Annotated in this window: 30 protein-coding genes and 1 pseudogene; 10 read left to right on the top strand and 21 right to left on the bottom strand. The window is 61.1% G+C overall.

The features are described 5' to 3' along the window. Window positions 1-101 precede the first annotated feature (101 nt). The 4 genes from ACODNH_RS05580 (at window position 102) to ACODNH_RS05565 (ending at window position 6326) form a co-directional block, all read left to right on the top strand. Window positions 102-410, top strand: a complete 309-nt coding sequence (locus ACODNH_RS05580; protein ID WP_306708226.1) for a DUF7518 family protein — start codon at window positions 102-104, stop codon at window positions 408-410. A gap of 21 nt (window positions 411-431) precedes the next feature. Further along, window positions 432-4019: a chromosome segregation protein SMC gene (gene smc, locus ACODNH_RS05575; RefSeq protein WP_434531075.1), complete on the top strand. Its 3588-nt coding sequence runs from the start codon at window positions 432-434 to the stop codon at window positions 4017-4019. Continuing rightward, window positions 4012-5124, top strand: a complete 1113-nt coding sequence (locus ACODNH_RS05570) for a segregation/condensation protein A (protein ID WP_434531074.1) — start codon at window positions 4012-4014, stop codon at window positions 5122-5124. Before smc ends, ACODNH_RS05570 begins: the two co-directional genes overlap by 8 nt. A 98-nt stretch (window positions 5125-5222) precedes the next feature. After that, complete coding sequence (locus ACODNH_RS05565; protein ID WP_306708220.1) at window positions 5223-6326, top strand: site-2 protease family protein; 1104 nt, start codon at window positions 5223-5225, stop codon at window positions 6324-6326. Between the two features lie 31 nt (window positions 6327-6357). On the opposite strand, the gene ACODNH_RS05560 is transcribed toward ACODNH_RS05565, so the two are convergent. Both ACODNH_RS05560 and ACODNH_RS05555 read right to left on the bottom strand, forming a co-directional pair. After that, window positions 6358-7008, bottom strand: coding sequence for a hypothetical protein (locus ACODNH_RS05560; protein WP_306708218.1), 651 nt, complete (start codon window positions 7006-7008; stop codon window positions 6358-6360). Window positions 7009-7056: 48 nt separating this feature from the next. Further along, window positions 7057-7293, bottom strand: coding sequence for a DUF7576 family protein (locus ACODNH_RS05555; RefSeq protein WP_306708215.1), 237 nt, complete (start codon window positions 7291-7293; stop codon window positions 7057-7059). A 93-nt stretch (window positions 7294-7386) separates the two neighbouring features. Here ACODNH_RS05555 and ACODNH_RS05550 point away from each other — a divergent pair, with 93 nt between their 5' ends. Beyond that, a complete protein-coding gene (locus ACODNH_RS05550) occupies window positions 7387-7638 on the top strand; it encodes a hypothetical protein (protein ID WP_306708213.1) in 252 nt (83 codons plus the stop codon). Between the two features lie 340 nt (window positions 7639-7978). Here the strand turns inward: ACODNH_RS05550 and ACODNH_RS05545 are convergent, their stop codons facing one another. The 3 genes from ACODNH_RS05545 to ACODNH_RS05535 all read right to left on the bottom strand — a co-directional run bounded on the left by ACODNH_RS05545 (window position 7979) and on the right by ACODNH_RS05535 (window position 9322). Further along, window positions 7979-8224 carry a hypothetical protein gene (locus ACODNH_RS05545; protein WP_306708210.1) on the bottom strand — a complete coding sequence of 82 codons (246 nt, stop codon included), beginning with the start codon at window positions 8222-8224 and terminating at the stop codon, window positions 7979-7981. Window positions 8225-8440: 216 nt separating this feature from the next. Continuing rightward, entirely contained in the window at window positions 8441-8872 is a 432-nt protein-coding gene (locus ACODNH_RS05540) for a hypothetical protein (protein WP_434531073.1), read from the bottom strand. Window positions 8873-8884: 12 nt separating this feature from the next. Next, complete coding sequence (locus ACODNH_RS05535; protein WP_434531072.1) at window positions 8885-9322, bottom strand: pyridoxamine 5'-phosphate oxidase family protein; 438 nt, start codon at window positions 9320-9322, stop codon at window positions 8885-8887. 194 nt (window positions 9323-9516) lie between these two features. On the opposite strand from ACODNH_RS05535, the gene ACODNH_RS05530 reads away from it, so the two are divergent. Continuing rightward, complete coding sequence (locus ACODNH_RS05530) at window positions 9517-10107, top strand: HalX domain-containing protein (RefSeq protein WP_306710418.1); 591 nt, start codon at window positions 9517-9519, stop codon at window positions 10105-10107. A gap of 253 nt (window positions 10108-10360) precedes the next feature. Beyond that, window positions 10361-11575, top strand: a complete 1215-nt coding sequence (locus ACODNH_RS05525) for a tyrosine-type recombinase/integrase (protein ID WP_434531071.1) — start codon at window positions 10361-10363, stop codon at window positions 11573-11575. A gap of 1 nt (window position 11576) precedes the next feature. Here ACODNH_RS05525 and ACODNH_RS05520 read toward each other — a convergent pair whose 3' ends face one another. Genes ACODNH_RS05520 through ACODNH_RS05495 form a run of 6 tightly spaced genes read right to left on the bottom strand, consistent with a single transcriptional unit; the run spans window position 11577 to window position 13578 of the window. Further along, window positions 11577-11747, bottom strand: a complete 171-nt coding sequence (locus tag ACODNH_RS05520) for a hypothetical protein (protein ID WP_160163363.1) — start codon at window positions 11745-11747, stop codon at window positions 11577-11579. Next, the gene (locus ACODNH_RS05515) at window positions 11744-11986 is read right to left on the bottom strand and encodes a hypothetical protein (RefSeq protein ID WP_434531070.1); all 243 of its coding nucleotides are present in this window, start codon (window positions 11984-11986) and stop codon (window positions 11744-11746) included. The genes ACODNH_RS05520 and ACODNH_RS05515 overlap by 4 nt, the downstream gene beginning before the upstream one ends. Next, window positions 11979-12278, bottom strand: coding sequence for a hypothetical protein (locus ACODNH_RS05510; RefSeq protein WP_434531069.1), 300 nt, complete (start codon window positions 12276-12278; stop codon window positions 11979-11981). Before ACODNH_RS05510 ends, ACODNH_RS05515 begins: the two co-directional genes overlap by 8 nt. After that, window positions 12278-12745 (bottom strand): hypothetical protein, encoded by a 468-nt coding sequence (locus tag ACODNH_RS05505; RefSeq protein ID WP_005538031.1) that lies wholly within the window; start codon window positions 12743-12745, stop codon window positions 12278-12280. The genes ACODNH_RS05510 and ACODNH_RS05505 overlap by 1 nt, the downstream gene beginning before the upstream one ends. Further along, complete coding sequence (locus tag ACODNH_RS05500) at window positions 12746-13075, bottom strand: hypothetical protein (protein WP_434531068.1); 330 nt, start codon at window positions 13073-13075, stop codon at window positions 12746-12748. Then, entirely contained in the window at window positions 13075-13578 is a 504-nt protein-coding gene (locus ACODNH_RS05495; RefSeq protein WP_434531067.1) for a hypothetical protein, read from the bottom strand. Before ACODNH_RS05495 ends, ACODNH_RS05500 begins: the two co-directional genes overlap by 1 nt. 233 nt (window positions 13579-13811) lie before the next feature. Here ACODNH_RS05495 and ACODNH_RS05490 point away from each other — a divergent pair, with 233 nt between their 5' ends. Then, window positions 13812-14069 carry a MarR family transcriptional regulator gene (locus ACODNH_RS05490; protein ID WP_434531066.1) on the top strand — a complete coding sequence of 86 codons (258 nt, stop codon included), beginning with the start codon at window positions 13812-13814 and terminating at the stop codon, window positions 14067-14069. A gap of 5 nt (window positions 14070-14074) precedes the next feature. Here the strand turns inward: ACODNH_RS05490 and ACODNH_RS05485 are convergent, their stop codons facing one another. The 10 genes and pseudogenes from ACODNH_RS05485 to ACODNH_RS05440 form a co-directional block, all read right to left on the bottom strand. Continuing rightward, window positions 14075-14311 (bottom strand): hypothetical protein, encoded by a 237-nt coding sequence (locus ACODNH_RS05485; protein WP_434531065.1) that lies wholly within the window; start codon window positions 14309-14311, stop codon window positions 14075-14077. A gap of 226 nt (window positions 14312-14537) precedes the next feature. Then, complete coding sequence (locus ACODNH_RS05480) at window positions 14538-14924, bottom strand: hypothetical protein (protein WP_434531064.1); 387 nt, start codon at window positions 14922-14924, stop codon at window positions 14538-14540. Between the two features lie 102 nt (window positions 14925-15026). Next, window positions 15027-15422 (bottom strand): annotated as a pseudogene (locus ACODNH_RS05475) (transposase); the annotation flags it as partial. 202 nt (window positions 15423-15624) lie between these two features. Further along, window positions 15625-16698, bottom strand: a complete 1074-nt coding sequence (locus ACODNH_RS05470; protein ID WP_434531063.1) for a Cdc6/Cdc18 family protein — start codon at window positions 16696-16698, stop codon at window positions 15625-15627. Window positions 16699-17507: 809 nt separating this feature from the next. Next, window positions 17508-17720, bottom strand: coding sequence for a hypothetical protein (locus ACODNH_RS05465; RefSeq protein WP_434531062.1), 213 nt, complete (start codon window positions 17718-17720; stop codon window positions 17508-17510). Then, complete coding sequence (locus tag ACODNH_RS05460; RefSeq protein ID WP_434531061.1) at window positions 17720-17881, bottom strand: hypothetical protein; 162 nt, start codon at window positions 17879-17881, stop codon at window positions 17720-17722. Before ACODNH_RS05460 ends, ACODNH_RS05465 begins: the two co-directional genes overlap by 1 nt. After that, on the bottom strand, window positions 17878-18075 hold the full coding sequence (locus ACODNH_RS05455) for a hypothetical protein (protein ID WP_434531060.1): 198 nt from the start codon (window positions 18073-18075) through the stop codon (window positions 17878-17880). Before ACODNH_RS05455 ends, ACODNH_RS05460 begins: the two co-directional genes overlap by 4 nt. Continuing rightward, window positions 18072-18401, bottom strand: coding sequence for a hypothetical protein (locus ACODNH_RS05450; RefSeq protein WP_434531059.1), 330 nt, complete (start codon window positions 18399-18401; stop codon window positions 18072-18074). Before ACODNH_RS05450 ends, ACODNH_RS05455 begins: the two co-directional genes overlap by 4 nt. Further along, window positions 18392-18718, bottom strand: coding sequence for a hypothetical protein (locus ACODNH_RS05445; protein ID WP_434531058.1), 327 nt, complete (start codon window positions 18716-18718; stop codon window positions 18392-18394). Before ACODNH_RS05445 ends, ACODNH_RS05450 begins: the two co-directional genes overlap by 10 nt. Then, window positions 18718-18996 carry a hypothetical protein gene (locus ACODNH_RS05440; protein ID WP_434531057.1) on the bottom strand — a complete coding sequence of 93 codons (279 nt, stop codon included), beginning with the start codon at window positions 18994-18996 and terminating at the stop codon, window positions 18718-18720. The genes ACODNH_RS05445 and ACODNH_RS05440 overlap by 1 nt, the downstream gene beginning before the upstream one ends. Window positions 18997-19155: 159 nt before the next feature. Here ACODNH_RS05440 and ACODNH_RS05435 point away from each other — a divergent pair, with 159 nt between their 5' ends. Then, the gene (locus ACODNH_RS05435) at window positions 19156-19590 is read left to right on the top strand and encodes a hypothetical protein (RefSeq protein WP_434531056.1); all 435 of its coding nucleotides are present in this window, start codon (window positions 19156-19158) and stop codon (window positions 19588-19590) included. Window positions 19591-19602: 12 nt separating this feature from the next. Beyond that, window positions 19603-21417 (top strand): hypothetical protein, encoded by a 1815-nt coding sequence (locus ACODNH_RS05430; RefSeq protein WP_434531055.1) that lies wholly within the window; start codon window positions 19603-19605, stop codon window positions 21415-21417. The last annotated feature ends 4 nt before the right edge of the window (window positions 21418-21421 follow it).

The raw sequence follows: 21421 nt of genomic DNA, 5'->3' as shown, positions 1-21421 counted from the left end.
GTACAGTGTCGGGACGGGCTCGGCCCAACGGAGCGGACGTATCACTCGGACTGCCAATGTCTGACGTAGGTATAAGTGTCCACAATGGCTGGGTTACGGATATGTGCGGCAACCGAGTCGAGGAACTCGAAACGCGCGTCAGAGAACTGGAAGCGTCGGTCGAAGGACTGACCGACGAACTCGTCGAATGTAAGGTCCGCATCCGGGAACTCGAAGCCAGCGTCGATGAGGACAACGGATTCAGCGCTGACGAGCCCGACTCGGAGGAATCGGCTGCCACTTCGACGGAGGCCGACACACCTAACACTGAGGATACCAACGAGATTGATAACAGGGAGGAAGCCGAGGCCGCGTCGGAGACCGAGACCGAAACCGAAGAGGACTCGGAGTCCGACATCATCGTCGCGTAGGGCTGTCGGCCACACCACCGCATGCATATCAAAGAGCTCGTCCTCGACAATTTCAAGAGCTTCGGACGGAAGACCCGAATCCCGTTTTACGAAGATTTCACCACCATCAGCGGCCCGAACGGCTCGGGAAAGTCCAACATCATCGACGCGATTCTATTTGCGCTTGGACTTGCTCGCACTTCGGGTATCCGCGCCGAGAAACTCACTGACCTCATCTACAACCCCGGCCACGCCGACGAAGACGCCGAGTACGACGGCGAACGGCAGGCCAGCGTCGAGGTAATTCTGGCAAACGACGACCGGACGTTGTCACGCTCGCAGGTCGTCAACGCCGCCGGCACTGAAGACGTGGGCGACGTAGACGAGATCGCCATCAAGCGCCGGGTCAAGGAGACCGAGGACAACTACTACTCCTACTACTACATCAATGGTCGCTCGGTGAACCTCTCCGACATTCAGGACCTGCTCGCCCAGGCCGGCGTCACGCCGGAGGGGTACAACGTCGTCATGCAGGGCGACGTGACCGAGATCATCAACATGACCGCCGGCTCTCGTCGGGAAATCATCGACGAGATCGCCGGCGTCGCCCAGTTCGACGCCAAGAAGGCCGACGCCTTCGACGAACTGGAAGTCGTCCAGGAGCGCATCGACGAGGCCGAACTCCGCATCGAGGAGAAACAGGAGCGTCTTGACCAACTCGAAGACGAACGGGAGACGGCGCTCAAGTACCAGGATCTCCGCGACGAGAAAGAGGAGTACGAGGGGTACCGCAGGGCCGCCGAACTTGAAGACAAGCGAGAGGAACTGGCGGCCGTCGAGGAGGCTATTGACGAACTCGAAAGCGAACTCACCGAACTCCAGACGGAACTCGACGAGCGGCAGGGTGCGGTTATCCGGTTAGAAGACGAACTCCACGAACTCAATCAGGAAATCGAGCGCAAGGGCGAGGACGAACAGCTCGCCATCAAACGCGAGATCGAGGAGATCAAAGGCGACATCTCCAGGCTGGATGACAAGATAGAGTCCGCCGAGGAGACGGTCGAATCCGCCGAAAACGAGCGCCGACAGGCGTTCGTCCAGATCGACCGCAAGCAAGAGACCATCGACGACCTCGAAAGCGACATCCGAGAGACGAAAGTCGCCAAATCAAATGTCAAGGCCGACATCGCGGAGAAGGAATCCGAACTCGCGGAGGTCCAGCAACGCATCGACGAGGTTGGCGAGGAGTTTCAGGAGGTCAAAGACGAACTGGAGGAGAAACGCTCGCAACTGGAGACGCTCAAAAGCGAGAAGAACGACCTCCAGCGCGAGCAGGACCGCCTGCTCGACGAGGCCCGGCGGCGCTCGAACGCCGAGGACGAGAAGCGCGAGGCTATCGAGGAGGCCGAAGCCGAGATTCCCGACCTCGAAGCCGATATCGAGGACTTGCAGACGGAGCTGGAGAAGGCAAAGCAGAACAAGGCGACCATCGGCGAGGTCGTCGACGACCTCCGAGCCGAGAAGCGCGAACTCCAGTCTGATCTGGACGAGCTTGAAGACGAGATCAGCGCGAAACAACAGGAGTACGCCCAGCTAGAGGCGAAAGCCGGCGAGGACGGCGACTCCTCGTACGGCCGGGCGGTGACGGCAATTCTCAACGCCGGTCAGGACGGCGTCCACGGTACGGTCGGCCAACTTGGCGGCGTCGACCCCGAGTACGCCACGGCCTGTGAGACGGCGGCCGGCGGGCGACTCGCCCACGTCGTCGTCGACGACGACAGCGTGGGCCAGCGCTGTATCGAGTACCTCAAATCACGCAGCGCCGGCCGGGCGACGTTCCTGCCGATCACACAGATGCAGAACCGCTCGCTGGGCTCGCTGCCAAGCGCTGACGGGGTCATCGACTTCGCGTACAACCTCGTAGACTTCGACCGCGAGTACGCGGGTATCTTCTCGTACGTGCTGGGCGACACCGTCGTCGTCGACAGTATGGACACTGCCCGCGAGCTGATGGGCGACTACCGGATGGTCACGCTTGAGGGCGACCTCGTCGAGAAATCCGGCGCGATGACCGGCGGCTCCTCTTCGGGCACGCGATACTCATTTTCCGGCGGCGCTGGCAAGCTCGAACGGGTCGCTACGCGCATCAACGAACTCGAAGACGAGCGCGCTGACGTACGCGACGACCTCCGTGATGTTGAGGAGCGCCTCGACGACGCCCGCGACCGCGAGTCCGACGCAACCGAGCAGGTCCGTGATATCGAGACGAGCATCGAGCGCAAGCAGACCGCGCTCAAAGACACCCGGGAGCGCATCGAACAACTGGAAGCCGACCTCGAAGAAATCGCTGACGAGCGCGAGGACGTGGCCGACCAGATGGACGAACTGGAGGCTGACATCGAGGAAAAGACCGAAGAGATCGACGCGCTCCAGCACGATATCGACGATCTTGAAGCCGAGGTCGAGGACTCGGAGCTGCCGGATCTGACCGACCAGCGCGAGTCGATCAAGGACGACATCGACACGCTCGAAGACCGACAGGACGAGCTCGACGCCGAACTCAACGAGTACGAACTCGAAAAGCAGTACGCCGAGGAGGCTATCGAAGACCTCCACGACGACATCGAGGCGGCCCAGAACCGCAAGGCCGAACACGAGGAACGCATCGATGACCTCGAAGCGAGGGTCGCCGAGAAGCAGGAGCTGAAAGCCGAGAAGGAACAGGCTGTTGCTGACCTCGAAGAGGAACTGGCCGAACTCAAGTCCGAGCGCGAGGATCTGAAAGACGACCTGCAGGAGGCCAAGGAGGCCCGCGACGAGCAACAGGCCGCCGTCTCCGAAGTCGAGCGCGACCTCGAATCCGAGCAGGAAACGCAGGAGCGTCTGGAGTGGGAAATCGACGAACTCGAAGCGCAGGTCGGCGACTACGACCCCGAGGACGTGCCCGACCACGACACGGTCGAGCAGGAAATCGACCGGCTGGAGAGGGAGATGGAGAAACTGGAGCCGGTCAACATGCGGGCTATCGAAGAGTACGACCGCGTCAACGACGACCTGCAAGAACTCGAAGACAAGAAGGCGACACTGGTCGAAGAGGCCGACGGCATCCGCGACCGCATCGACACCTATGAAGCCCGAAAGAAGGAGACGTTCATGGAGTCGTTCACGGAGATCAACGACCAGTTCCAGAAGATCTTCGAGCGGCTCTCGAACGGCACCGGCCATCTCCACCTCGAAGACGAGGACGACCCCTTCGAGGGCGGGCTGACGATGAAGGCCCAGCCGGGCGACAAGCCGATTCAGCGGCTGAACGCGATGTCTGGTGGCGAGAAATCTTTGACGGCGCTGGCGTTTATTTTCGCCATCCAGCGGCACAATCCCGCGCCGTTCTACGCGCTGGACGAGGTTGACGCCTTCCTCGATGCGGCCAATGCCGACCTCGTCGGCGAACTGGTCGACGAACTCGCCGGCGACGCCCAGTTCGTCGTCGTCTCGCACCGCTCGGCCATGCTGGAGCGGTCCGAGCGCGCCATCGGCGTGATGATGCAGGGCGACAACGTGAGCGCCGTGACCGGCATCGACCTCAGCGGTGAGGGCGACGGTGATGAGGAGGTTCCGGCTGATGACTAGCGAGAAGAGCGAGGCGCGCCCGGAGGAAGCGCCTCGGGACAGCGAGCGGGGAACGGATGTGACCCGCGAGACGGCGGAGCAACGCGACGGCGGGCCCTCGGAACAGTCGAGCGGCGACCACGGGGAGCCGCGAGACGATGAAGAGACGGGAAAGCAGGCGGATGACATCCCGCTCAATATCACCGGGCACGAGGACCGCGAGCCACCGGGCGAATCCAGCGACGCCGCGGCCCTGCTGGGCGAGTCCGCCGACGCGGACGACAATACGGCGGCACAAGACCACCCCGGAAACGACCAGCCAACCGGCAGCGGCGAGGACGGAGACGAAGACGTCGAACCGGTCGAAGTGCTGGTCCAGCTCGCCGACGACGGCGAAATAGATCCGTGGGACATCGACGTGGTGCGGGTCACGGACAAGTTCCTCCAGCGTATCGACGACGCGGATCTACGTATATCAGGGCGGGCGCTGTTCTACGCGAGTGTCCTGATTCGGATGAAAAGCGACGCGATGCTCGGTGAGGGCGAGACAGAAGAGGAGCCGGCCGAGCCGTGGGAGCAGGCGATGCACGAGGACGCCCCCATCGAGGACCCGGACCCCTTCGCTGCGCTGGAGTCGGAGATGGACCGACGGCTCGAACGCCGCCGCGCCCGCGGGATGCCACAGACGCTCGATGAACTCGTTCGGGACCTCCGCGACGCCGAGCGGGAATCGTGGTGGAAAGAGTCACGTGAGTACGACACCAGTGACTCTCCGAGCGGGTACGACCGTGGGACGCAGGAACTGGACTACCGCGGGGCCGACGATATGCGACTGGATGAGGAACCGTCCGCCGCCGATGTGACCGGGACCGCCCACGCCGAGAACATCGATGATATCATCGCTGACGTGCACGACGCCGTCCGCGAGCAGTACGACCAGGGCCGCGATGAGGTGCTGTACCGCGAGGTCGACACGGCCGGTGGGACCCGCGTCGAGACGTTCCTCGGATTGCTCTTTTTAGCTCACCGTGGTCAGGTCCGACTCCAGCAGGATGACCTCTTCGGGGACCTCTGGATTCAGGACCCCAGCGTGGCGACCGGGTCGGACGAAGCTGTCGCGGACTGACTGCTTCATCCGCAGTTATTGGCTGTGGATGGCCGACTCTGGCTGTCGAAAGTGACACGGCAAACAGGTTCAAACGGGTCGAACCCTAAAGGTTGGTAATGGCGACCCAGTCCTCGCAGCCGGAGTTGCCGGACCCGGAAGCACTCGCAGACACGTTCTACGTGTACGAGATCGACAGGACCGCCGAGGACGGCGTCCGGTATTACGGCGAGCCGATGACCGAGTCCGAACAGGTCATCCATCGCATCGCACCGGCGTTCCGTCAGCGCGGGTACCGCGTCGCGCTCAAGCGGGAGATGGGCGAGTGGGTGCTGATCGCGCGGGAGCGGTCGCTCGGCGTCGACGGCGTCCCGTGGTTGAACGTCGGGCTCGCCGTCCTGACGCTGTTGTCGACGCTGTACGCCGGGACCCGCTGGTACGGGCTGTCCGTGCTCGAAGACCCGACAGCCATGCTCACGGCGTGGCCCTTCGCCGCAGCCGCACTGGGAATTCTCGCAATTCACGAGTTCGGCCACTACGTCATGAGCCGCTATCACGAGGTGGAAGCGAGCCTACCGTACTTCCTGCCGTTTCCGAACGTGCTCGGGACGCTGGGTGCGGTCATCAGCATGAACGACCACATCCCCGACCGCAAGGCGCTGTTCGACATCGGTGTCGCTGGTCCGCTGGCCGGACTCGCCGCGACCGTCGTCGTGACTGCCATCGGCGTGACGCTCCCACCAGTGGAGGTAACCCGTGGCATCGTCACGAACATCGAACTCGGCTACCCGCTGTTGTTGCAGGGTATCGCCGCAGTCATGGGCGAACAGCTTGAGTACGCGAACCCGCAACTCCTCCCGAACCCGGTCGTCATCGGCGGCTGGGTGGGGGCGTTCGTGACCTTCCTGAACCTCTTGCCCGTTGGCCAACTTGACGGCGCACACGTCGCCCGGTCGCTGTTCGGCGACCGCCTGTCGCTGGTCCAGCTTGCCGTCCCCGTCGCCCTGTTTGGACTCGCTGGCTACCTCGTGGTCTTCGAGGGCGGCCGAGCGGCCGGACTGTGGGCGTTCTGGGGGATTCTGGCGCTGGTGTTCGGCCGGCTCGGGTCCGCGACGCCGCTGGACGAGACACCGCTGGGGCCGGGCCGCTGGGCTGTTGGCCTAGTTACGTTCGTTCTAGGGATGCTCTGTTTCGTCCCGGTGCCGCTCGTCATCACGATGTAGCGCCCCGCCGCTCGTTCTTGCCGTAGCCAATTCACAGCCCGTACGGGTCGTACTCGGGTCTGTTGTCCGCGCCGGCAGAGAGATCATATCGCTCCCGGAACTCAGTGAGCAGTTCGTCAGCGCCAGCAGTGAACAGCACGGCGACGCCATAGGGTCGTGAGTACGAGTCAGCATCGGGCGGGTCGGGGTCGATGAAGATAGCGTCCGTCGGCGGCTCGCCGATACCGGGGAGCTCGGTCAGCAGTGATTCCATCGGCACGAGGCCGGTGAGCACGCTCGGGACAAAGGTACCGCCTGGCAGCGGCGCGCGCGGCTGAACGAAACATTCCGCGACCGGCTCGCCGTCCTCTTCGAGTACGGTGCTTGCCGGACGTTCCAGCCCCGGCTCCCAGCGGTCAGCCGCCACTGCTGGGATTTCGGCGTCAACGGCGAAATCCATCGTCACGCGATCGAGCCGCTCGAACGAAAGCAGCGACCAGGCCTCATCCGAGTCGTCGGGGTCGCCGCCCAGCGTCGCTTCGACGAGATCGCCCGTCCGGAGGTCGTCGACTGCCGGCTGTCGCTCGCCGTAGCCGGACTGGTACACGGTGTAGAGCCGCGTTGCATCGGTGTCGAACAGATTGATGTGCGGGACCGCGTCGACGACGCGGTAGACCCTGAACACGCCCGTGCGCTCGTCCATATTTTCCCGACGCGTTCCATCGTCAAGACTCCGCGGACTCACCGGTGCTCAGGCAGCCGTCATGAGTTTGAGCCATTCAGTCAGGCAGTCGTCGCTACAGTGGTGGTGGAGCTGTCGTCTGCCGTCTGTATTCAGGACCCCAACGACGAGATGCCAGTCGTCGGCGTACACGTGGCCGCCACAGACCACGCAATCGCGCACCGTCTCGTCGTCCGTCTGTTTCCCGATCGACACCGTCTCGACGTAGTAGGTTCCTCCGAGGGCGTACGGTGTTTCCAGCTCCATCGGCACAGTCTGAGGACTACACACCCCTAAGTGACGGGGAAGACCGACCAGTTCGACACAACACGGAGGTAGCTTCAGCTCTAAGTCACAGATATGAGTCAATCCACGGAACTTCCAGACCCAGACCCGGAACAGCTCCGCCTGGCCGTCGAACGGCTGCTCGACGAGACGGTTGACCGCGACGAGCCACTCCATCTCACGGCCGACGATCTGTCGGTTTCCATTCCGATGCGGTTCGGTTCGGACTCCCCGCAGGCGACGTGGCGATTCGACGGCGAGGTGACGATTTCAGCCGACGGTGTTCGGGGGCCGCTCAGAGAGTGGGTCGACCTCCTTGAAGAATAGCCGACATCAGAGTCAAAGCGCTCAGACCGCCTCGGCGTGGAGACCGAGATCGACCTCCGGCGTCCACGCTGAGCGGTCCTGTTCGACGAGATGCCAATACGATGGGCGACTTCGCCGAGACTGAGAGACGACTGCGCGTTGCGGTTGGTTGTGTCCGTGGCGCTCAGCGGGAGAATCTGACCAGCGGTTCAACGTGGCCCAGACCGACACCTGCGATGACTGTGGTTCGTGACGTGTGCACGCGAACGGCGACACATGGCTGAAAATATGGCCACAGCGGTAACACGAAGTGGTGGGCAACGATATCTGTACTGGTGGCCGAAGTCGAAGGGTTCCGTTTTCAGTTGTCTCCTCTGTGTGCGTGCCCGACAAACAGCGTCACAGCGTTGCAGACGACGAGTGCGACGAACGCGACTCGCGTTGCCCCGGAGTTCAGGCCGGTAATTAGCAGCGGGAGATACAGAAACGGGAGCGCAATCGCTGTCCAGAACGCGAAACCTCGAACGGCGGAGACGAAAGGCTCGTCGAACTCCGGTATGGAGTCATCAAACTGGGCGAGTAATTCGTATGCGGACGAACTTGACATATGGAGGGAACCTATCCACGGCTTCTATTGGAGATAGCTTATAACCTCTAGAGGTTTCCGGCCGTTTCGCTTCGTTTCACGTACAGCGATTCCCTAATCGTTCATTTTACCACAGTCTGTGTGGTACTTAGACGTTTTATCGGCGGTGCAGATCTAGTGTGATACATTGTGTCACTTCTGGTATCTGTGACACCTCTGGTGGACGTGCACGACCGATCACGGTCCGAGTAGTGACACGGTTATGTCGTGTTCCGTGTCGATTAGTGTCGTGCTATCGACGACGTGGTCCGGCACCGACTCCCGCCACTCGGCGAGTCGTTGCTCGTGATAGGTCCGATGACGCTCCACCGAGTATGTCTCGTCGTCCGCGTCCCGAAGCTCGTCGGCGGTATCATCGGGCGCCGGATACGACGGTGCATCCTGAGTCAGTAGCGAGTCGGGCTCGATGTGAATCGTGTCCTCGTCGTCATCTGGCTGGACGACGTGGAGACGCGCCCGCATCCGGCCGCTGAGCGGCGGTGTGACGCGTAACACGGTCTTTGATCCGTCCGCAGTCGCTTCAATGGCTGCAACGAGGTCAGTGGCGCTTACCGCGATTGATTTGATGTCTGTCGGGTCGTTGTCTGTGGCTGAGTCTGTATGTTCCATTGGTTCAGGCTGTTACATCCGATTGCTGTAGTCCCAGGTGTGGAGTCGGTCGGGAGTAATCGTGATCCGTATCTCGCGGCGGTCGGGTGCAAGCAGTTGTTCGGCCAGTGGTGAGTCGGTTCCGCCGAGATAGCGGTGCAACAACTCAGTAAGAACCGTCTTCTCCTCGTCTGCTGTCATCGTCGCTGTTCCATTGCCTCTGACGCCGCAGTACGGCGGCTCGTTCGTCGAGATTTCGAACGAGACATTGGCGTCATGGTCGAGGTAGTCGACAACCGCCGCGTCCGCCCCGGTTGCACACTCAAACACATCGTCAACAAACCGATACCAGAGCGAGAGCATCCAGGGCTTGTCTGCTGGAGTTCGACACCCGAGACGGAGTGGCACAGTCTCGGCGCTGAGAAACTGTTCCATCTCCTCACTCGTCCACGGTCCGGAGACGGTCACCATACACACAGCGTATGGTCGCCGCTATGTTAACATCTCTGGGATGAGTCACTACATTGTGATAGCACAGCTACACAATAATGGTCATTAAATTAACCGTAATATTCTCATATTCGATAATCCGCTGGGTACCTTTATCTTGCTGTTCAGGAAAGTCACCGTGAGAGCAGTGCGTGAGCCGACAGGAGGGACAACAAGTGCAAAAGCGTGGTGAGACCGAGGAGGCAACGGTGCTCGTCGTCGACGACGAGCAAGATATCGCGGACCTGTATTCGACGTGGCTGCTGACCGCACACGATGTTCGGACCGCACACAGTGGTACGGAAGCACTCCAGTTAGTCGACGCGTCCGTCGACGTCGTCTTTCTGGACCGGCAGATGCCCGACATGAGTGGTGACAAGGTCCTCGATACCATCGCAGAGCGGGGTATCGACCCTGCAGTGGTGATGGTGACGGCCGTTGACCCAGACTTTGACATCGTCGAGATGCCCTTCGACGAGTACCTGACCAAACCGGTCAGCCGCGAGGACCTCCTCGACACTGTCTCGGAGATGCTCGTCCGGACCACATACGACGATCAGGTCCAGGAGTACTTCGCCGTGGCTTCGAAGAAGGCGACGCTGGAAACGCAAAAGAACACGCCGCAACTAGAAGCGAGCGACGAATACCAGACTGTCAATGAACGGGCCGAAGAACTCCGTGCAAAGGTCGATGCCACGGCCGCAGAGATTGACGATTTTGAATCTGTTTTTCAGCAGTTCCCCGGCAGCGGCCTCTCGTCGGGCTAATCGCTGGCGATTCTTTTCTCACGAAGCGACGGTACATACGCCGAGCAGTCGGAGCAAGCGTGCCGGCGTCTGAGAACAACTCGTTGACGAAGCAGTCTATTCGCTCGGCGCACGACTACTTGATCTGGTATAGTGCTGTTTCCCGAATCCGGGACAGAGACGCTGCTATATGTAAGTCGATGTGATCTGGAAAATGCCCGGGGAGAGCATTACACCCGAGCTTTACATGCCCGTCGCCCGTGGCACTGTCTACATGACCGACAACCCCGCCGATGCCGTCGAGACGATGGTCGACCGGCTCGACGACGGTCACTACGACATCAGCGAGGCTGACCGCAAACTCCTCCAAGACCTCGACCGACAGATCCGGCTGCTCGGACCCAGTGAGTTCTCCGACCACCGTCATGAGTTTCTCTTGCGACGCGGCCTCATCATCGCAAAGCGCGTCGGCGGGCTCGCCAAGGCCGTCGACGATCGCGACGCCGCGGAGGACATCGTCGCGTGGATCAACACCGAGCAGACCGGGAGCCCCGAGACGAACAAAGACTATCGCGTGGCCTTCCGGACCATCGGGAAGGTTGTCACCGAGGGCGACGGGTATCCTGACGCTGTCGAGTGGGTTCCCGGCGGCTATCCCGAGAACTATGACCCGGCGCCGGACCCCAGCGAGATGTTGGACTGGGCAGAGGATATCCAACCGATGCTGGACGCCTGTCTCAACTCCCGCGACCGGGCCCTTGTCTCCCTCGCGTGGGACCTCGGCCCCCGTCCTGGAGAGCTGTACGAGCTCACACCCGGCGACATCGTCGACCACGACTATGGCCTGCAGGTGACGCTGAACGGTAAGACCGGTCGTCGGTCGCCCGTCCTCGTCCCGTCCGTCCCCTACGTCCGTCGATGGCTCGACGATCACCCCGGCAGCGAAACCGATCCGCTGTGGTGCAAGCTCAACAGTCCGGAAGCCATCTCGAACAACCGCGTTCGCGACGCCCTGAAAGACGTCGCCGACCGCGCCGGCGTCAGTAAGACTGTTACACCCACCTACTTCCGGAAGTCCTCGGCGAGCTACCTTGCCTCGCAGGGTGTCTCGCAGGCTCACCTGGAAGAGCACCACGGCTGGACTCGAGGTTCCGATATTGCAAGTCGGTACATCGCTGTCTTCGATGATGCCAGCGAACGGGAAATCGCTCGAGCCCATGGTATCGACGTCGAGGCCGACGAGCCCGATGCGGTCGGCCCGCTGGTCTGCCCGCGCTGCGAACAAAAGACGCCCCGGGAAAAGGACGCCTGCGTGTGGTGCGGACAGGTCCTGTCTCAGAGCGCGGCCGAAGAGGCTGAACGGCAGCGACAGGATGCGATGGATAGCATGGTCGAGGCCGACGGCGATCTCGCCGAAGCTATTGCGACTGTCGAGGCCGAGATCGGGGACGACGTCTCCATCCGGATCGAAGGACTCGACGAGGGGTAGCTCACACATCATACCCGGCCTCCCGAAGGGAATCGAGCCAGTTCTCGGCATACTCAGCGTATGGGACGTCACTGGCGGCGATGGTCTGCAGCTCTTCGTGGACATTATACAGCGTTTCAAGTCGGTCGTCGTCAGGTTGGTCAGGTAGATCAGTATCAGCGGTTTTGCTCATGCTATCCGCCTCCTTGCGGTATCGACGTGCCACCACGCGGTCAGGACCGTCCAGTCGTCTCGCGCCTCGGCGCTGCTCGGGTAGCCATGTGGCCAAACGTGGTTCTCCTCGCCGGTGTCGATGAGGTAGACCGTAGCCAGCCGCTCGCCGCGCCGATGCGCCGCAGCGTCGCCGATTGTGTCACCGTCCTCGCTCGGGACGCCCGGATCATCGACGTTGTAGGTGTCGCCCTTAGACATCGGCGTCACCTCTGATGAGAAAGCACTCGTAGCAGGCGTCGAGCCAACTTCCCTCGGGGCCCGGACATCCCTCCACGCCATTGTCGCATTCGATATCTTGGTCGCCGACGCCGGCCAGCTGGACAGCGCTGCCCTGTGCCTGTCGGCGGACCATGCCGCCGTCGGTCGCGACGCGCTTGATGTCGACGTCGTGCAGCTCCTTGCGCTCGTGACGCTCGGCTTCGTCGCTGGCCTCGAGGAGGTCCTCAGCGGTCTCAGACCACGAGCAGTCCTGACAGTCAGCGACCGCCATCAGTCCACACCTCCATCGAACAGCGTGGCTTCGTCGACGGTGACGCCCCGCGGAGACCCATGCAGCAGGTCCTTCGCGCCACTTCGCGTCGCGAACTCGGCGAAGTGTGGATCCTGGCCCTGCAGGCGTTCCAGTGCCGAATAGCCGGCGACGACGAACCTCCCCTCGGCAGGGACGTAGCCGATCTCGTTGAATCCCGACGTTGACCACGTCACCGCGACGAGCTCGCCGGCGGTATGCTGGATGGCCCGCAGCCAGTCGATAGGCCGGGGTTCGTCGGCGGGGATCTCCCCGACTAACGCCGTCCGGACACGCTTGACCGTCTTGCGTTGGCCGTTGTCGGCCTCAGCAAGGGCGGCCAGCGCTGCGTCGGTGGCGGACTGGTCGGCCGGCAGCGGGAGTCGGTCGAGGTCCCACGACAGATCATCATTCGGCGGGTGCGACCGGGTACGGTCGTTGGTCGCCATCTAGACCACCTCCTCACCGTGCTCGCAGTCCCACTCGAACTCGTAGTCCACCTCGTCTAGCGTGTTCCGCAGCGATGGGCGTTGGTTCGACTTGCCTCCGTGCGGTTCCTCAAGCACACACTTCGTACAGGGCGGGTAGAGTCGGCGGTGACACTCCCGCCGGGTCATATCTTCGGGATCGTCGACCTGCAGGTCGGCGCAGTCAGCGTCGTCGTGATAGCAAATATCGCCCCGGCCGCCGGTCCGAACCCGATAGACAGTGTCGTCGAGGTCGCCATCGTCTTTCCCGATACGGCGACGGCGCTCGTCACGGGTGATGGAATTGGGCATCAGCACCACGCCTCCCGGTCGACCACGACGTTACTCTTGATCCACTCCTCAGACTCGGGTGTCGCGACCGTCGCGTTCGCGAACTCGGTGAGCTGGATGTCGGCTGTTGGTGCGAGCAGCACGCCGGTCGGGTCTTCGATGCAGGCCATCTCCTCTGGCAGAGCATGCTGGCGGTCGCGCTGGGTCGACTCGTCGAAGGTGGCCCCACAGTGCCGGCAGGCGTAGTGGGTGTCCGAGGGCTGGCCCCGGAGTTTGTCTCCCAAGCGGGCCTCGACGCTCGTCGTGTCGCACTCAGGACACGCGCGGACAGTGTTATCAAACTCGGTTGCGTCGGTCCGCGTGGAGGACCCCGTCCCTATCTGAGTCCTCTGCGTGTGACTCGCGTCTCCGCGCGAGTCCATCTTCTGTGAAGTGGTCGCTTCGGGAGAATCACGACTCTGGAGAGAGTCGACTGTGCGTTCAGTGGGCGTATTCTTATTACGCCCGTCGTTTGATTTGCTCATGGGTCGCTGAAACTCCGTAGTGGGAGTTCGACCCACCCGGCGTGCTGGTACACGCCGGACCCTTTCTGGGCCCGGGAGGGCGGGTCAGTTATCCCGTTATTCTGCCATTCGTAAATAGCTTTCTGACAGTTGTTAATGACTGGTTAACGACCGTCAATAGATTCAAGTACGACCGACGTGAAATACCCCGTATCGGTGGGCCTATGAGTACTGCAACGCCACGCTCGAATAACATGCGTAAACAGGCAGACTGGATGACGCCGTCTGACGACCGGATTCTGGAACTTATCCGGGAGTACGGCAACCTCACACCGTCTGCCATTGCCGCAAAGGGAGATATATCGCGGCAGCACGCAAGCCAGCGTTGCGGTGAGCTTGCGAAGTATGGACTCGTTACTCGCGTCCACCGGGGGCTCTACGGCATCACCGACGACGCCGTCGCATACCTTGACGAGGAACTCGACGCCTCGACGCTTGAGCCCAAGGGCTGACATTCTCACGCGGGCCTCGCGAGCAGCGCCAGTTCGTCGACCAGCCATCCGGGCGTCTCGACGTCGGCGAGCTGTCCGTCGCGATAGGTACTCTCGATCTCGACCTCACCGTCGGGATCTACCTCGCAGATCCAGCGCCGGCCGTCGGGGTGAGTGATGTTAAGCCGGTGACCATCTTCGGACTGCCCTTGCTGTCGGACCTCGACCTCGTTGCCATCGTAGTCGCGGATCGAGTGTGGCATACACTCGACTGGAGGGCCGGGTGTTGCTTAAAAAGGTGCTAGATGTCCGAATAATCGGGCCGGGGTACCCCGTCGATATTAGCCGCTGTGCACTTGGTGAGTCTGGTCGTGGCGTGAGCAGTACAGATGAAGTATGGCCCCTCGGGGTCAGGGGTGCCTCTGACAATTGAGCGGACACACTGGGTCGGGAAGTGATTGAATGGGGTGTGTCTACTGAATCACCAAGTTAGGGCGGCTTTGCAACGACAAAGCCAATTTCGTCCGTGGAGACACTGACTGATAATGCGTTCTCTGGATCAGTTTCTTCCCATCGATACGTATTCTCCAGTCCGGTTTCCGTGCGAATCGTCACGTCCATCGGTTCATTGGACGCGAGATTCGTGTATCCGTCATCATGCTTTGCCGGAATGGATGCCGTGTCGTCGACGAGAACCTCGTTATCGTCAGCGGTGCGTATGACCGTCGTGATGTCCAGTTCGCGCTTCGTTTGATTCTTCACGATCAGATTCGGTGCGTTCTTTTGTGTCGTATATGCAACGGCACCGCCGATTGCGGTGAGGGTAACACATCCTGTGAGTAGGCCAATCGTCCTTCGTCGTGTGATGGAGGGCACATGTGTCAGATTTGACAGTAGCACATATAAAAACTTGGAAGGGTCAAAATCAGCTTGAATGGGAACGAGCAGGGTAGTGTCGCAGTGGTCATTGGTCTTTAGTTAGGCCTCACACCTCGGTTGCGTAGCGGTAGCGAGCGTCTCTTGTAATATCGGTCGTTGCTGGTGGATCTTCTGTGCATCTTCGATCAGCAACTCCAACAACGGCGGTGGTGAATAGCCGAGATACTCACCGAGTTCGTGGAGGATTAGCTGGGCGTGCGACCGGAAGGTCGCCGCCCAGCGCTCCGGCAGAAACACGATCTCATCGTCGGCCTGTTCGGTGACCAGATCCAGCAACTCACGGCTCACCAGCAGTGACAGCAACGCCGCGTACAGCAGAATTTCCACGACAGCCGGGTTACTTGTGTCGAATTCGTCCAGTTCATACTGCGTCTTCAGCTCACGGAACAGTGTTTCTACCTCCCACCGACACCGATACAGCGTTGCTAGATCAGCACGCCTATCGAGTAGCCATTTCACGCTCTCAAATGGGTGAAGAAAACACACTCGCAACGGCTAACTCCGACGACGGTGACCTATCCACCATCGAGCTTGTCTCCCCTCATTCGACAACAGTTTCCTAGGGTATTGACACATAGCAGTCGCAGCGCTCCTCTTCAATGTCCCGTGGTTCCATGATTCAGCTCCCATCCAGTAATCAATCTTGCACGCCAGATTGGAGCGTTCTACTCAGGTCGAGATCGTACCCCGACCGGACACTCTCATCGATAACCGCATACCGGCGGTCCCGGGTCGAACCCAGCCGCTCAACAAGGTCATACTCGTCGAGTTTCCGGAGCTTTCGGCGCTGTGACCCCTTTGCCAGCGGTGTTCGTGAGCGGCCGTCGTACACACGGTCGGCGACGGCATCGTAGCGGTCATGCAGCGCCTCGCCGCCGATCTCCCCGGCATCTCGCACCAGTGCGTAGAGTAAGTGGTGATGGAACGACAGCGAGTCCAGCGCCGCCTGGCGCATCCACTCTTGGGCCAGCGGGTACGCGCCGCTGACGTCTTCGTCTCGGACGGTGTGGTGGTCGCGGTCCTGTGCGAGCTCCGCGGCCGCGAGTAGCGAGTAGATCCCGTACCGAGCCACGCCGGCGACTTCGTTGGCGATGGTCTTCAACTGCCGACGGGAAACGACACCGTGCTTAAGCCCCTTCTCGGCACGGGGTGTAAGGATGTCTGCGAGTTCGTCTACGCCGTAGCGGTCCAACGTCAGCGTTTGGCCATGTAAACGGCGGGTGATCCGTCCTGGCGCGTGGGACAGCCACTCATCAGCGTCGTAGCAGATGATGACTAGCGAGATCCCATCGACATCGGTCAGTCGTTCGAGCGCTTTGGTGTCGTGGACGTCGGAAGCCTCGTCGAGGACGACGACCAACGGCTCGTTTACACGCTCACGCAGGGAGAGACAGAGGTCTTCGAGGGGCGTATTGGTAGCGGGTGTAGGCCCGACCGTTGCAAGCACCTCTCGGATGATGCCTGCTGTTGACGCGCCCATACACTCGATGTGGGTGTAATCGAGGTCGTGGCGCTCGGACAGTTGGCCAAGCGTGTGCCGGGCAAGGACAGTCTTGCCGACGCCGGGCGACCCCTCGATGAGAAGGTCATCAGCCTGTCGGCCACGCTTGGTAGGGGCGAGGGCGGTGGTAAGCCGGTCTACTTCTGCGTCGCGGTGGCGGAGGCGTTGTGGAGGGTACTCGTCGTCGAAAACTGTCCGATCCGCAATCATGTCAGCGACTGATGGTAGACTGGTATATAAATGGGTGCGTGATGTCCGAATCTTGGCCACTGTCAGCAGCTACGAGGATATGTCCTTAGACTTATCAGAATGAATGGCTCTGGTGAATCGCCGGACAGCGTCGGCTTCGACCGTTAGAACTAGGAAGTTGAAGCGGGAAACCGTCGATGATTCATGTCTAAGATCTCCCGCTTCACCACGGCCCTTACAACAGCAACTATTAATGAAGTCTTAATGAATGTTTGAACCTTAATAATTAATATATGTCCAAAACTACAGGTTTTCATGGGAACTGGGAATACTGCTTGTCCGTATTGTGGGCAAGAGACTCTGGTAAATCTCCCGAGTGTTGATACAGATATTCAAAAAGTGGCAAAGTCCAATAATAACTTCAAGTATTATGACACCAAGGCTGGGTGTAGTGAGTGTGGGAAAACATTCTATGTCGGATATAGTTAGAAACTAAATCTTAGGCTCTGGTGAATCGCTGTACTGCGTCGGTTTCGACCGTCAGAACTAGGAGTATGAAGCGGGAAACCGTCGATGATTCATGTCGAAGATCTCCCGCTTCACGATCACACGGGAAATCCGATTAGTATGCTTGTAGATGGTTGGAATTGTCAACCTCAATGTCCCACCTGTAAGAACGATACTTCCCTTTCTATCTCTGAGCGGCGCCCAGTACGTGAGCGGTAAGCGTATCGACTGCGGATCACACAGGCAGATTGACTGTATCCATATAGCTGATATTGAACGGCCACGCTATTGGTACGTACAACGGTTTCAAAAATAGAAAGTGGTCAGCCTTGCAACTGCTCCGCGTACCAACGGCTGTGCACGAACCGCTGCGGACACCACTGCTCGTGTGGGAAGTCGTCGATGTTCGTCGCGACAGCCCCACACTCGGTACAGCGGATCTCACCCGTCGGCCGGCGTACGGTCAGCCCGCCCTGGCCGACTGACACCTCCTCGAAAACGAGCTTGAACGTTGTCGACGGATCAGCGAACGACATCATTTGAGGTCCACCTCGATCCCGCTTGACCGTCGGTACGCCAGCAATGCGAGTCGGTCGCGAGGGAGCGGCACGTACACGCCCAGCCGTAGCGACGACAGTGGCGTGAGCTCAACGTGAGCCCAGTCCACGCGGCCCTGCCCGTGCTGCATCTCGGTCATGCCAGAGCCTCCGTGCCCTCGATGTCGATGCTATCGACGATCTCCGACCCAACGTAGGCCCACTGACAGCCGGTCCACCGTTCCTCGATACGCCGCCAGCCACCCTCATCACGCGGTTCGTAGCGGTCCCGCTGGGCCGGACCGCGGAGTGGCTCACGCTGCACCATGACTGTGTCGCTGTGGTCGCGGGTCATCGCCCCACCCCGCTATCGATGTGTAGTCCGTCGTCGATGGCGTCGTCGTTGACGCCGACGGGGATGGGTCGCTCACCGCGCTCAAATTCAATGCGCCGGATATGCTTGCATCCACCAGATGGCCGCCGGTGGAGCATATCCGGGCAATCACAGCACGGCACGTCGGGCGTGACGATGTATCGGTCGCCGTGGTTGTAGACCGCAACCTGTTCCTTGCGACAGGCTGGGTCGTCGGCGTAGATATCCATCGGCTCGGTCAGTGCCTTGATGTCCCGGTCGTCCAGCTGGGCGAGGGCAGTGATGTCGGCGGTGGCAGCTATCGCCACCAGTCGTCACCCTCCTGGTCATGAACCGATGTTTCCAGCTGGAGTCGCGAGCGCGGGTAGGCGTAGCGCTGGACGCGCTCGATATCGACTGTGGTTCGCTGGGCGAACACGGCTTCAACGACGCGGTCATCGGCCGGGTAGTCCTTGTTGTACTCGGCGACGGTCGCATCATCGTTGCACTTGTACTCGTCGGCGCGAGCGGTCGGCGTCCCGACGACAACCAGCGGCGCGTCACGGTCTTGCTCGCGGTCGTGAACGTGGGCGCCGACGTGGAGCTGTGGGTGGTCGTCGTTAGTGTCGAGAGTCTCCCCGGCCATCACGCACCAGCCTCCAGGCCGCGTTCAAGCATCGCGCCGAACCCCTCGCCGTAGCGGCAGTCGGCCCATTCGTTGACGTGGCCGACCCAGTCCTCGATATCGCGGCCGGTGCCGGCGAGGTCGAACACCTGGACAGCATCGCCGTCAATGACGAACACGCGCTCGTCGTGGGCCTTGGCGGCCATGTAATAATGGACGCGCCCCTCGCTGTCAGTGCCGACGAGGGCGGCCTCGTCGGGAACGGTACTGCTTTCCGATGGGGAAATGTAGTCTTGCATTGTCCTGCACAGGACACCGGTCGACTGCTGTAACAGTCGGCCACTTTCTGACGTGGCACCCGGCGTCTCTACTTCGTACTTTATTTGCTGGCACCATAAGCCTTGGCATCTATGGTATGTGGCACAAGGCATAAGAAACACGCACACGTGGCTTATGGTGTGAGCGCGACAACCAGCGGTATGGCTCTTACTGAGGACGACCTGTCGCCGGCACAGGAGCAGTCGTTGGAACTACTCCGCGAGGGGCGTGTGACAGCGCCCTTCGTTGCGGAACAGGCTGATTACAGCCTGCAATACATCCGTGAGGAACTGACTGACTTGGTAAAACACGGACATGTGAGTAAGATACACGACGGGCTCTACGAACTCGTCAACGACCCACGCGTCGAAACAGACCGCAGGCCAAAGAGTGAGGCAGACATTGACCATGTGCGGGAGTTCATTCACGGTATCGAGGAGCAAATCAGGAAGGCAGAGCGTGGTGAAATAGATCGGAATGTAGAGAAGCTCCGGCAACAGCGTGACGCTATTGCCGAAGTACTAGAAGAGGACGAGCAGGCTCACGCGATATTGGAGGAAGATGATGCTCAATGAGGGCAACGAGTAATGAGCGCACAAGCACAACTCGACGGTGACGAGATGACCGACTCGACCGTCACACTGGGCGATGTCCAGTTCAACCCCGTCCAAGAGCAGGACTTCCGCCTCTCGGTTGAGGGTACGTCGGGGACCGGCAAGAGCAATACGCTCGCCGTCATCTTGGAGGACCTAGCCGATGTTGCCATCCCGACGCTCATCGTCGAGCGACTCGGCGCGCTGTCGCCGGTTCGACTCGAGGACGAAGATATCGTTGTGGTCGGCGCTCGCGATGAGGAGGGCGTCGACCTCGCCGTCGGGCTGGAGGATCTTGACCAGATCGGCAGCTGGGTGCTCGACCGCGGGATGAAGGTCCTGCTCGATGTCTCGACATACGCCGATTACGAGCAGGAAGGCTCTCGCGTCCACGAGGCCGCGGCTCGCGCCGTCCGAAGCCTGAACGACCGCGCCCACGAGAAGTACCGCAGCGGCGACCGGACGAAGAGCCTCCTCGCCGTCGACGAGGCTCACTACATGGCACCGAAGGACTCTGCACCGGAGCCCGAACTCGACGAACACGTTAAGCGCTGCCGAGGGCAGCTCATCAAGGTCGCGACGGAGGGCGGCAACAAGGGCATCTCGGTCATCAACGGCTACCAGCGTCGGGCGTTCCTCCACAACGGCATCATCCAGCTGTGCGACGACTACATCGCTCACAAGCCTGGAGACGAGGACGTCGACCGGACAGCCGACGCGCTGCGCTGCTCGGAGGACGCCTTGGCGGCGCTGGAGACCGGGGAGATTCTCGCTCGAGGAACGTCCATTACCGACGGCGACCTCATCGGCCCGACCACGGTTCGAAAGCGTCGGTCGCCAGACCCTCGCGAGGAGTCGTTCGAGTTGCCGGAGACGCCCGACCAGCTGGCCGATGTCCTCGAAGACATTCAGAGCGAGGTTGAGGCCGAGCGGGAGCGTCGTGACCAGCGTGAAGACGAACTCGAACAGCTTCGTGAGGAGAACGAACGCCTCCGCGAAGAGAAAGAAGAGCTTGAGCAGGAGTTGGCCGACACCTCTCGTCTGGGAGATGCACTGAAGAACCTCGCTGACAGCGGGGACGCTGCGCCGGCCGCCGCCCAAGACGTTGGCGAGGGCGTGGCCGATCTGCAGGACCGCGTCGCGGAACTGAAAGCCGAACGTGACCACCTGCAGGAGCGTCTTGACGAGACTGAGGCGATCGTCGACGACCTTCGCGAAGAGCGGGCCACACTCCAAGATGATGTCGCCGATCTTGAGGCCGAGGTTCAAGAGGTCCGGGCGGCCTTCGACGGCGCCGCCGAACACGTCCAAGAACTGGCCAGCGCGTTTGACGTGGATGTCGACGTGTCCAAGCCGGAGACCTCGACCGATGACGGCGACGATGTTGCAGCACTGCGCGACCGTGTTGACAAACTCGAAGCGGAGAACGCCCGCCTTCGCGAACAGCAGCCGGAGACGCTGGAGCCGCTGGCCGACTATGAGGCGTTCCTTGAGGACGACGCTGTCCAGGCGGCTATCGATGCTGCGAAAGACGACGCGACCTGCTCCCCGCGATACATCAAGGGCGTGCTGGCGACGATCATTGAGGAGGGCGGATGGGTACCCTACGACGATGTCGCCGAGCGTCTGGGCGTGTCGACGACAAGCGACGTCTCGAAGGCAGCCTCCGAGCTGGAGCGCCGGAAGGTCATCAAGAAGGACAGTCGCAGCGGCGGTATGCACGTCGACCTGAACGTGGATGGACTGAACGAGGTCCGGGAGATCGCGGCCCGACGCGAGAAGACCGAGCAGCTGATGGACGAGTTGTAGCCCG

It is taken from the genome of Haloarcula sp. NS06, from assembly GCF_051122755.1.
Classification (GTDB): domain Archaea; phylum Halobacteriota; class Halobacteria; order Halobacteriales; family Haloarculaceae; genus Haloarcula.
Note: the sequence above shows the minus strand (reverse complement) of the source record. Positions and strands in the feature narration are given on the sequence as shown.

Bases quoted from the DNA above. Each gene is read 5' to 3' on its own strand.
- ACODNH_RS05580 (WP_306708226.1), top strand. From the start codon at position 102: ATGTGCGGCAACCGAGTCGAGGAACTCGAAACGCGCGTCAGAGAACTG.
- smc (WP_434531075.1), top strand. From the start codon at position 432: ATGCATATCAAAGAGCTCGTCCTCGACAATTTCAAGAGCTTCGGACGG.
- ACODNH_RS05570 (WP_434531074.1), top strand. From the start codon at position 4,012: ATGACTAGCGAGAAGAGCGAGGCGCGCCCGGAGGAAGCGCCTCGGGAC.
- ACODNH_RS05565 (WP_306708220.1), top strand. From the start codon at position 5,223: ATGGCGACCCAGTCCTCGCAGCCGGAGTTGCCGGACCCGGAAGCACTC.
- ACODNH_RS05560 (WP_306708218.1), bottom strand. From the start codon at position 7,008: ATGGACGAGCGCACGGGCGTGTTCAGGGTCTACCGCGTCGTCGACGCG.
- ACODNH_RS05555 (WP_306708215.1), bottom strand. From the start codon at position 7,293: ATGGAGCTGGAAACACCGTACGCCCTCGGAGGAACCTACTACGTCGAG.
- ACODNH_RS05550 (WP_306708213.1), top strand. From the start codon at position 7,387: ATGAGTCAATCCACGGAACTTCCAGACCCAGACCCGGAACAGCTCCGC.
- ACODNH_RS05545 (WP_306708210.1), bottom strand. From the start codon at position 8,224: ATGTCAAGTTCGTCCGCATACGAATTACTCGCCCAGTTTGATGACTCC.
- ACODNH_RS05540 (WP_434531073.1), bottom strand. From the start codon at position 8,872: ATGGAACATACAGACTCAGCCACAGACAACGACCCGACAGACATCAAA.
- ACODNH_RS05535 (WP_434531072.1), bottom strand. From the start codon at position 9,322: ATGGTGACCGTCTCCGGACCGTGGACGAGTGAGGAGATGGAACAGTTT.
- ACODNH_RS05525 (WP_434531071.1), top strand. From the start codon at position 10,361: ATGACCGACAACCCCGCCGATGCCGTCGAGACGATGGTCGACCGGCTC.
- ACODNH_RS05520 (WP_160163363.1), bottom strand. From the start codon at position 11,747: ATGAGCAAAACCGCTGATACTGATCTACCTGACCAACCTGACGACGAC.
- ACODNH_RS05515 (WP_434531070.1), bottom strand. From the start codon at position 11,986: ATGTCTAAGGGCGACACCTACAACGTCGATGATCCGGGCGTCCCGAGC.
- ACODNH_RS05510 (WP_434531069.1), bottom strand. From the start codon at position 12,278: ATGGCGGTCGCTGACTGTCAGGACTGCTCGTGGTCTGAGACCGCTGAG.
- ACODNH_RS05505 (WP_005538031.1), bottom strand. From the start codon at position 12,745: ATGGCGACCAACGACCGTACCCGGTCGCACCCGCCGAATGATGATCTG.
- ACODNH_RS05500 (WP_434531068.1), bottom strand. From the start codon at position 13,075: ATGCCCAATTCCATCACCCGTGACGAGCGCCGTCGCCGTATCGGGAAA.
- ACODNH_RS05495 (WP_434531067.1), bottom strand. From the start codon at position 13,578: ATGAGCAAATCAAACGACGGGCGTAATAAGAATACGCCCACTGAACGC.
- ACODNH_RS05490 (WP_434531066.1), top strand. From the start codon at position 13,812: ATGCGTAAACAGGCAGACTGGATGACGCCGTCTGACGACCGGATTCTG.
- ACODNH_RS05485 (WP_434531065.1), bottom strand. From the start codon at position 14,311: ATGCCACACTCGATCCGCGACTACGATGGCAACGAGGTCGAGGTCCGA.
- ACODNH_RS05470 (WP_434531063.1), bottom strand. From the start codon at position 16,698: ATGATTGCGGATCGGACAGTTTTCGACGACGAGTACCCTCCACAACGC.
- ACODNH_RS05465 (WP_434531062.1), bottom strand. From the start codon at position 17,720: ATGTCGTTCGCTGATCCGTCGACAACGTTCAAGCTCGTTTTCGAGGAG.
- ACODNH_RS05460 (WP_434531061.1), bottom strand. From the start codon at position 17,881: ATGACCGAGATGCAGCACGGGCAGGGCCGCGTGGACTGGGCTCACGTT.
- ACODNH_RS05455 (WP_434531060.1), bottom strand. From the start codon at position 18,075: ATGACCCGCGACCACAGCGACACAGTCATGGTGCAGCGTGAGCCACTC.
- ACODNH_RS05445 (WP_434531058.1), bottom strand. From the start codon at position 18,718: ATGGCCGGGGAGACTCTCGACACTAACGACGACCACCCACAGCTCCAC.
- ACODNH_RS05440 (WP_434531057.1), bottom strand. From the start codon at position 18,996: ATGCAAGACTACATTTCCCCATCGGAAAGCAGTACCGTTCCCGACGAG.
- ACODNH_RS05430 (WP_434531055.1), top strand. From the start codon at position 19,603: ATGAGCGCACAAGCACAACTCGACGGTGACGAGATGACCGACTCGACC.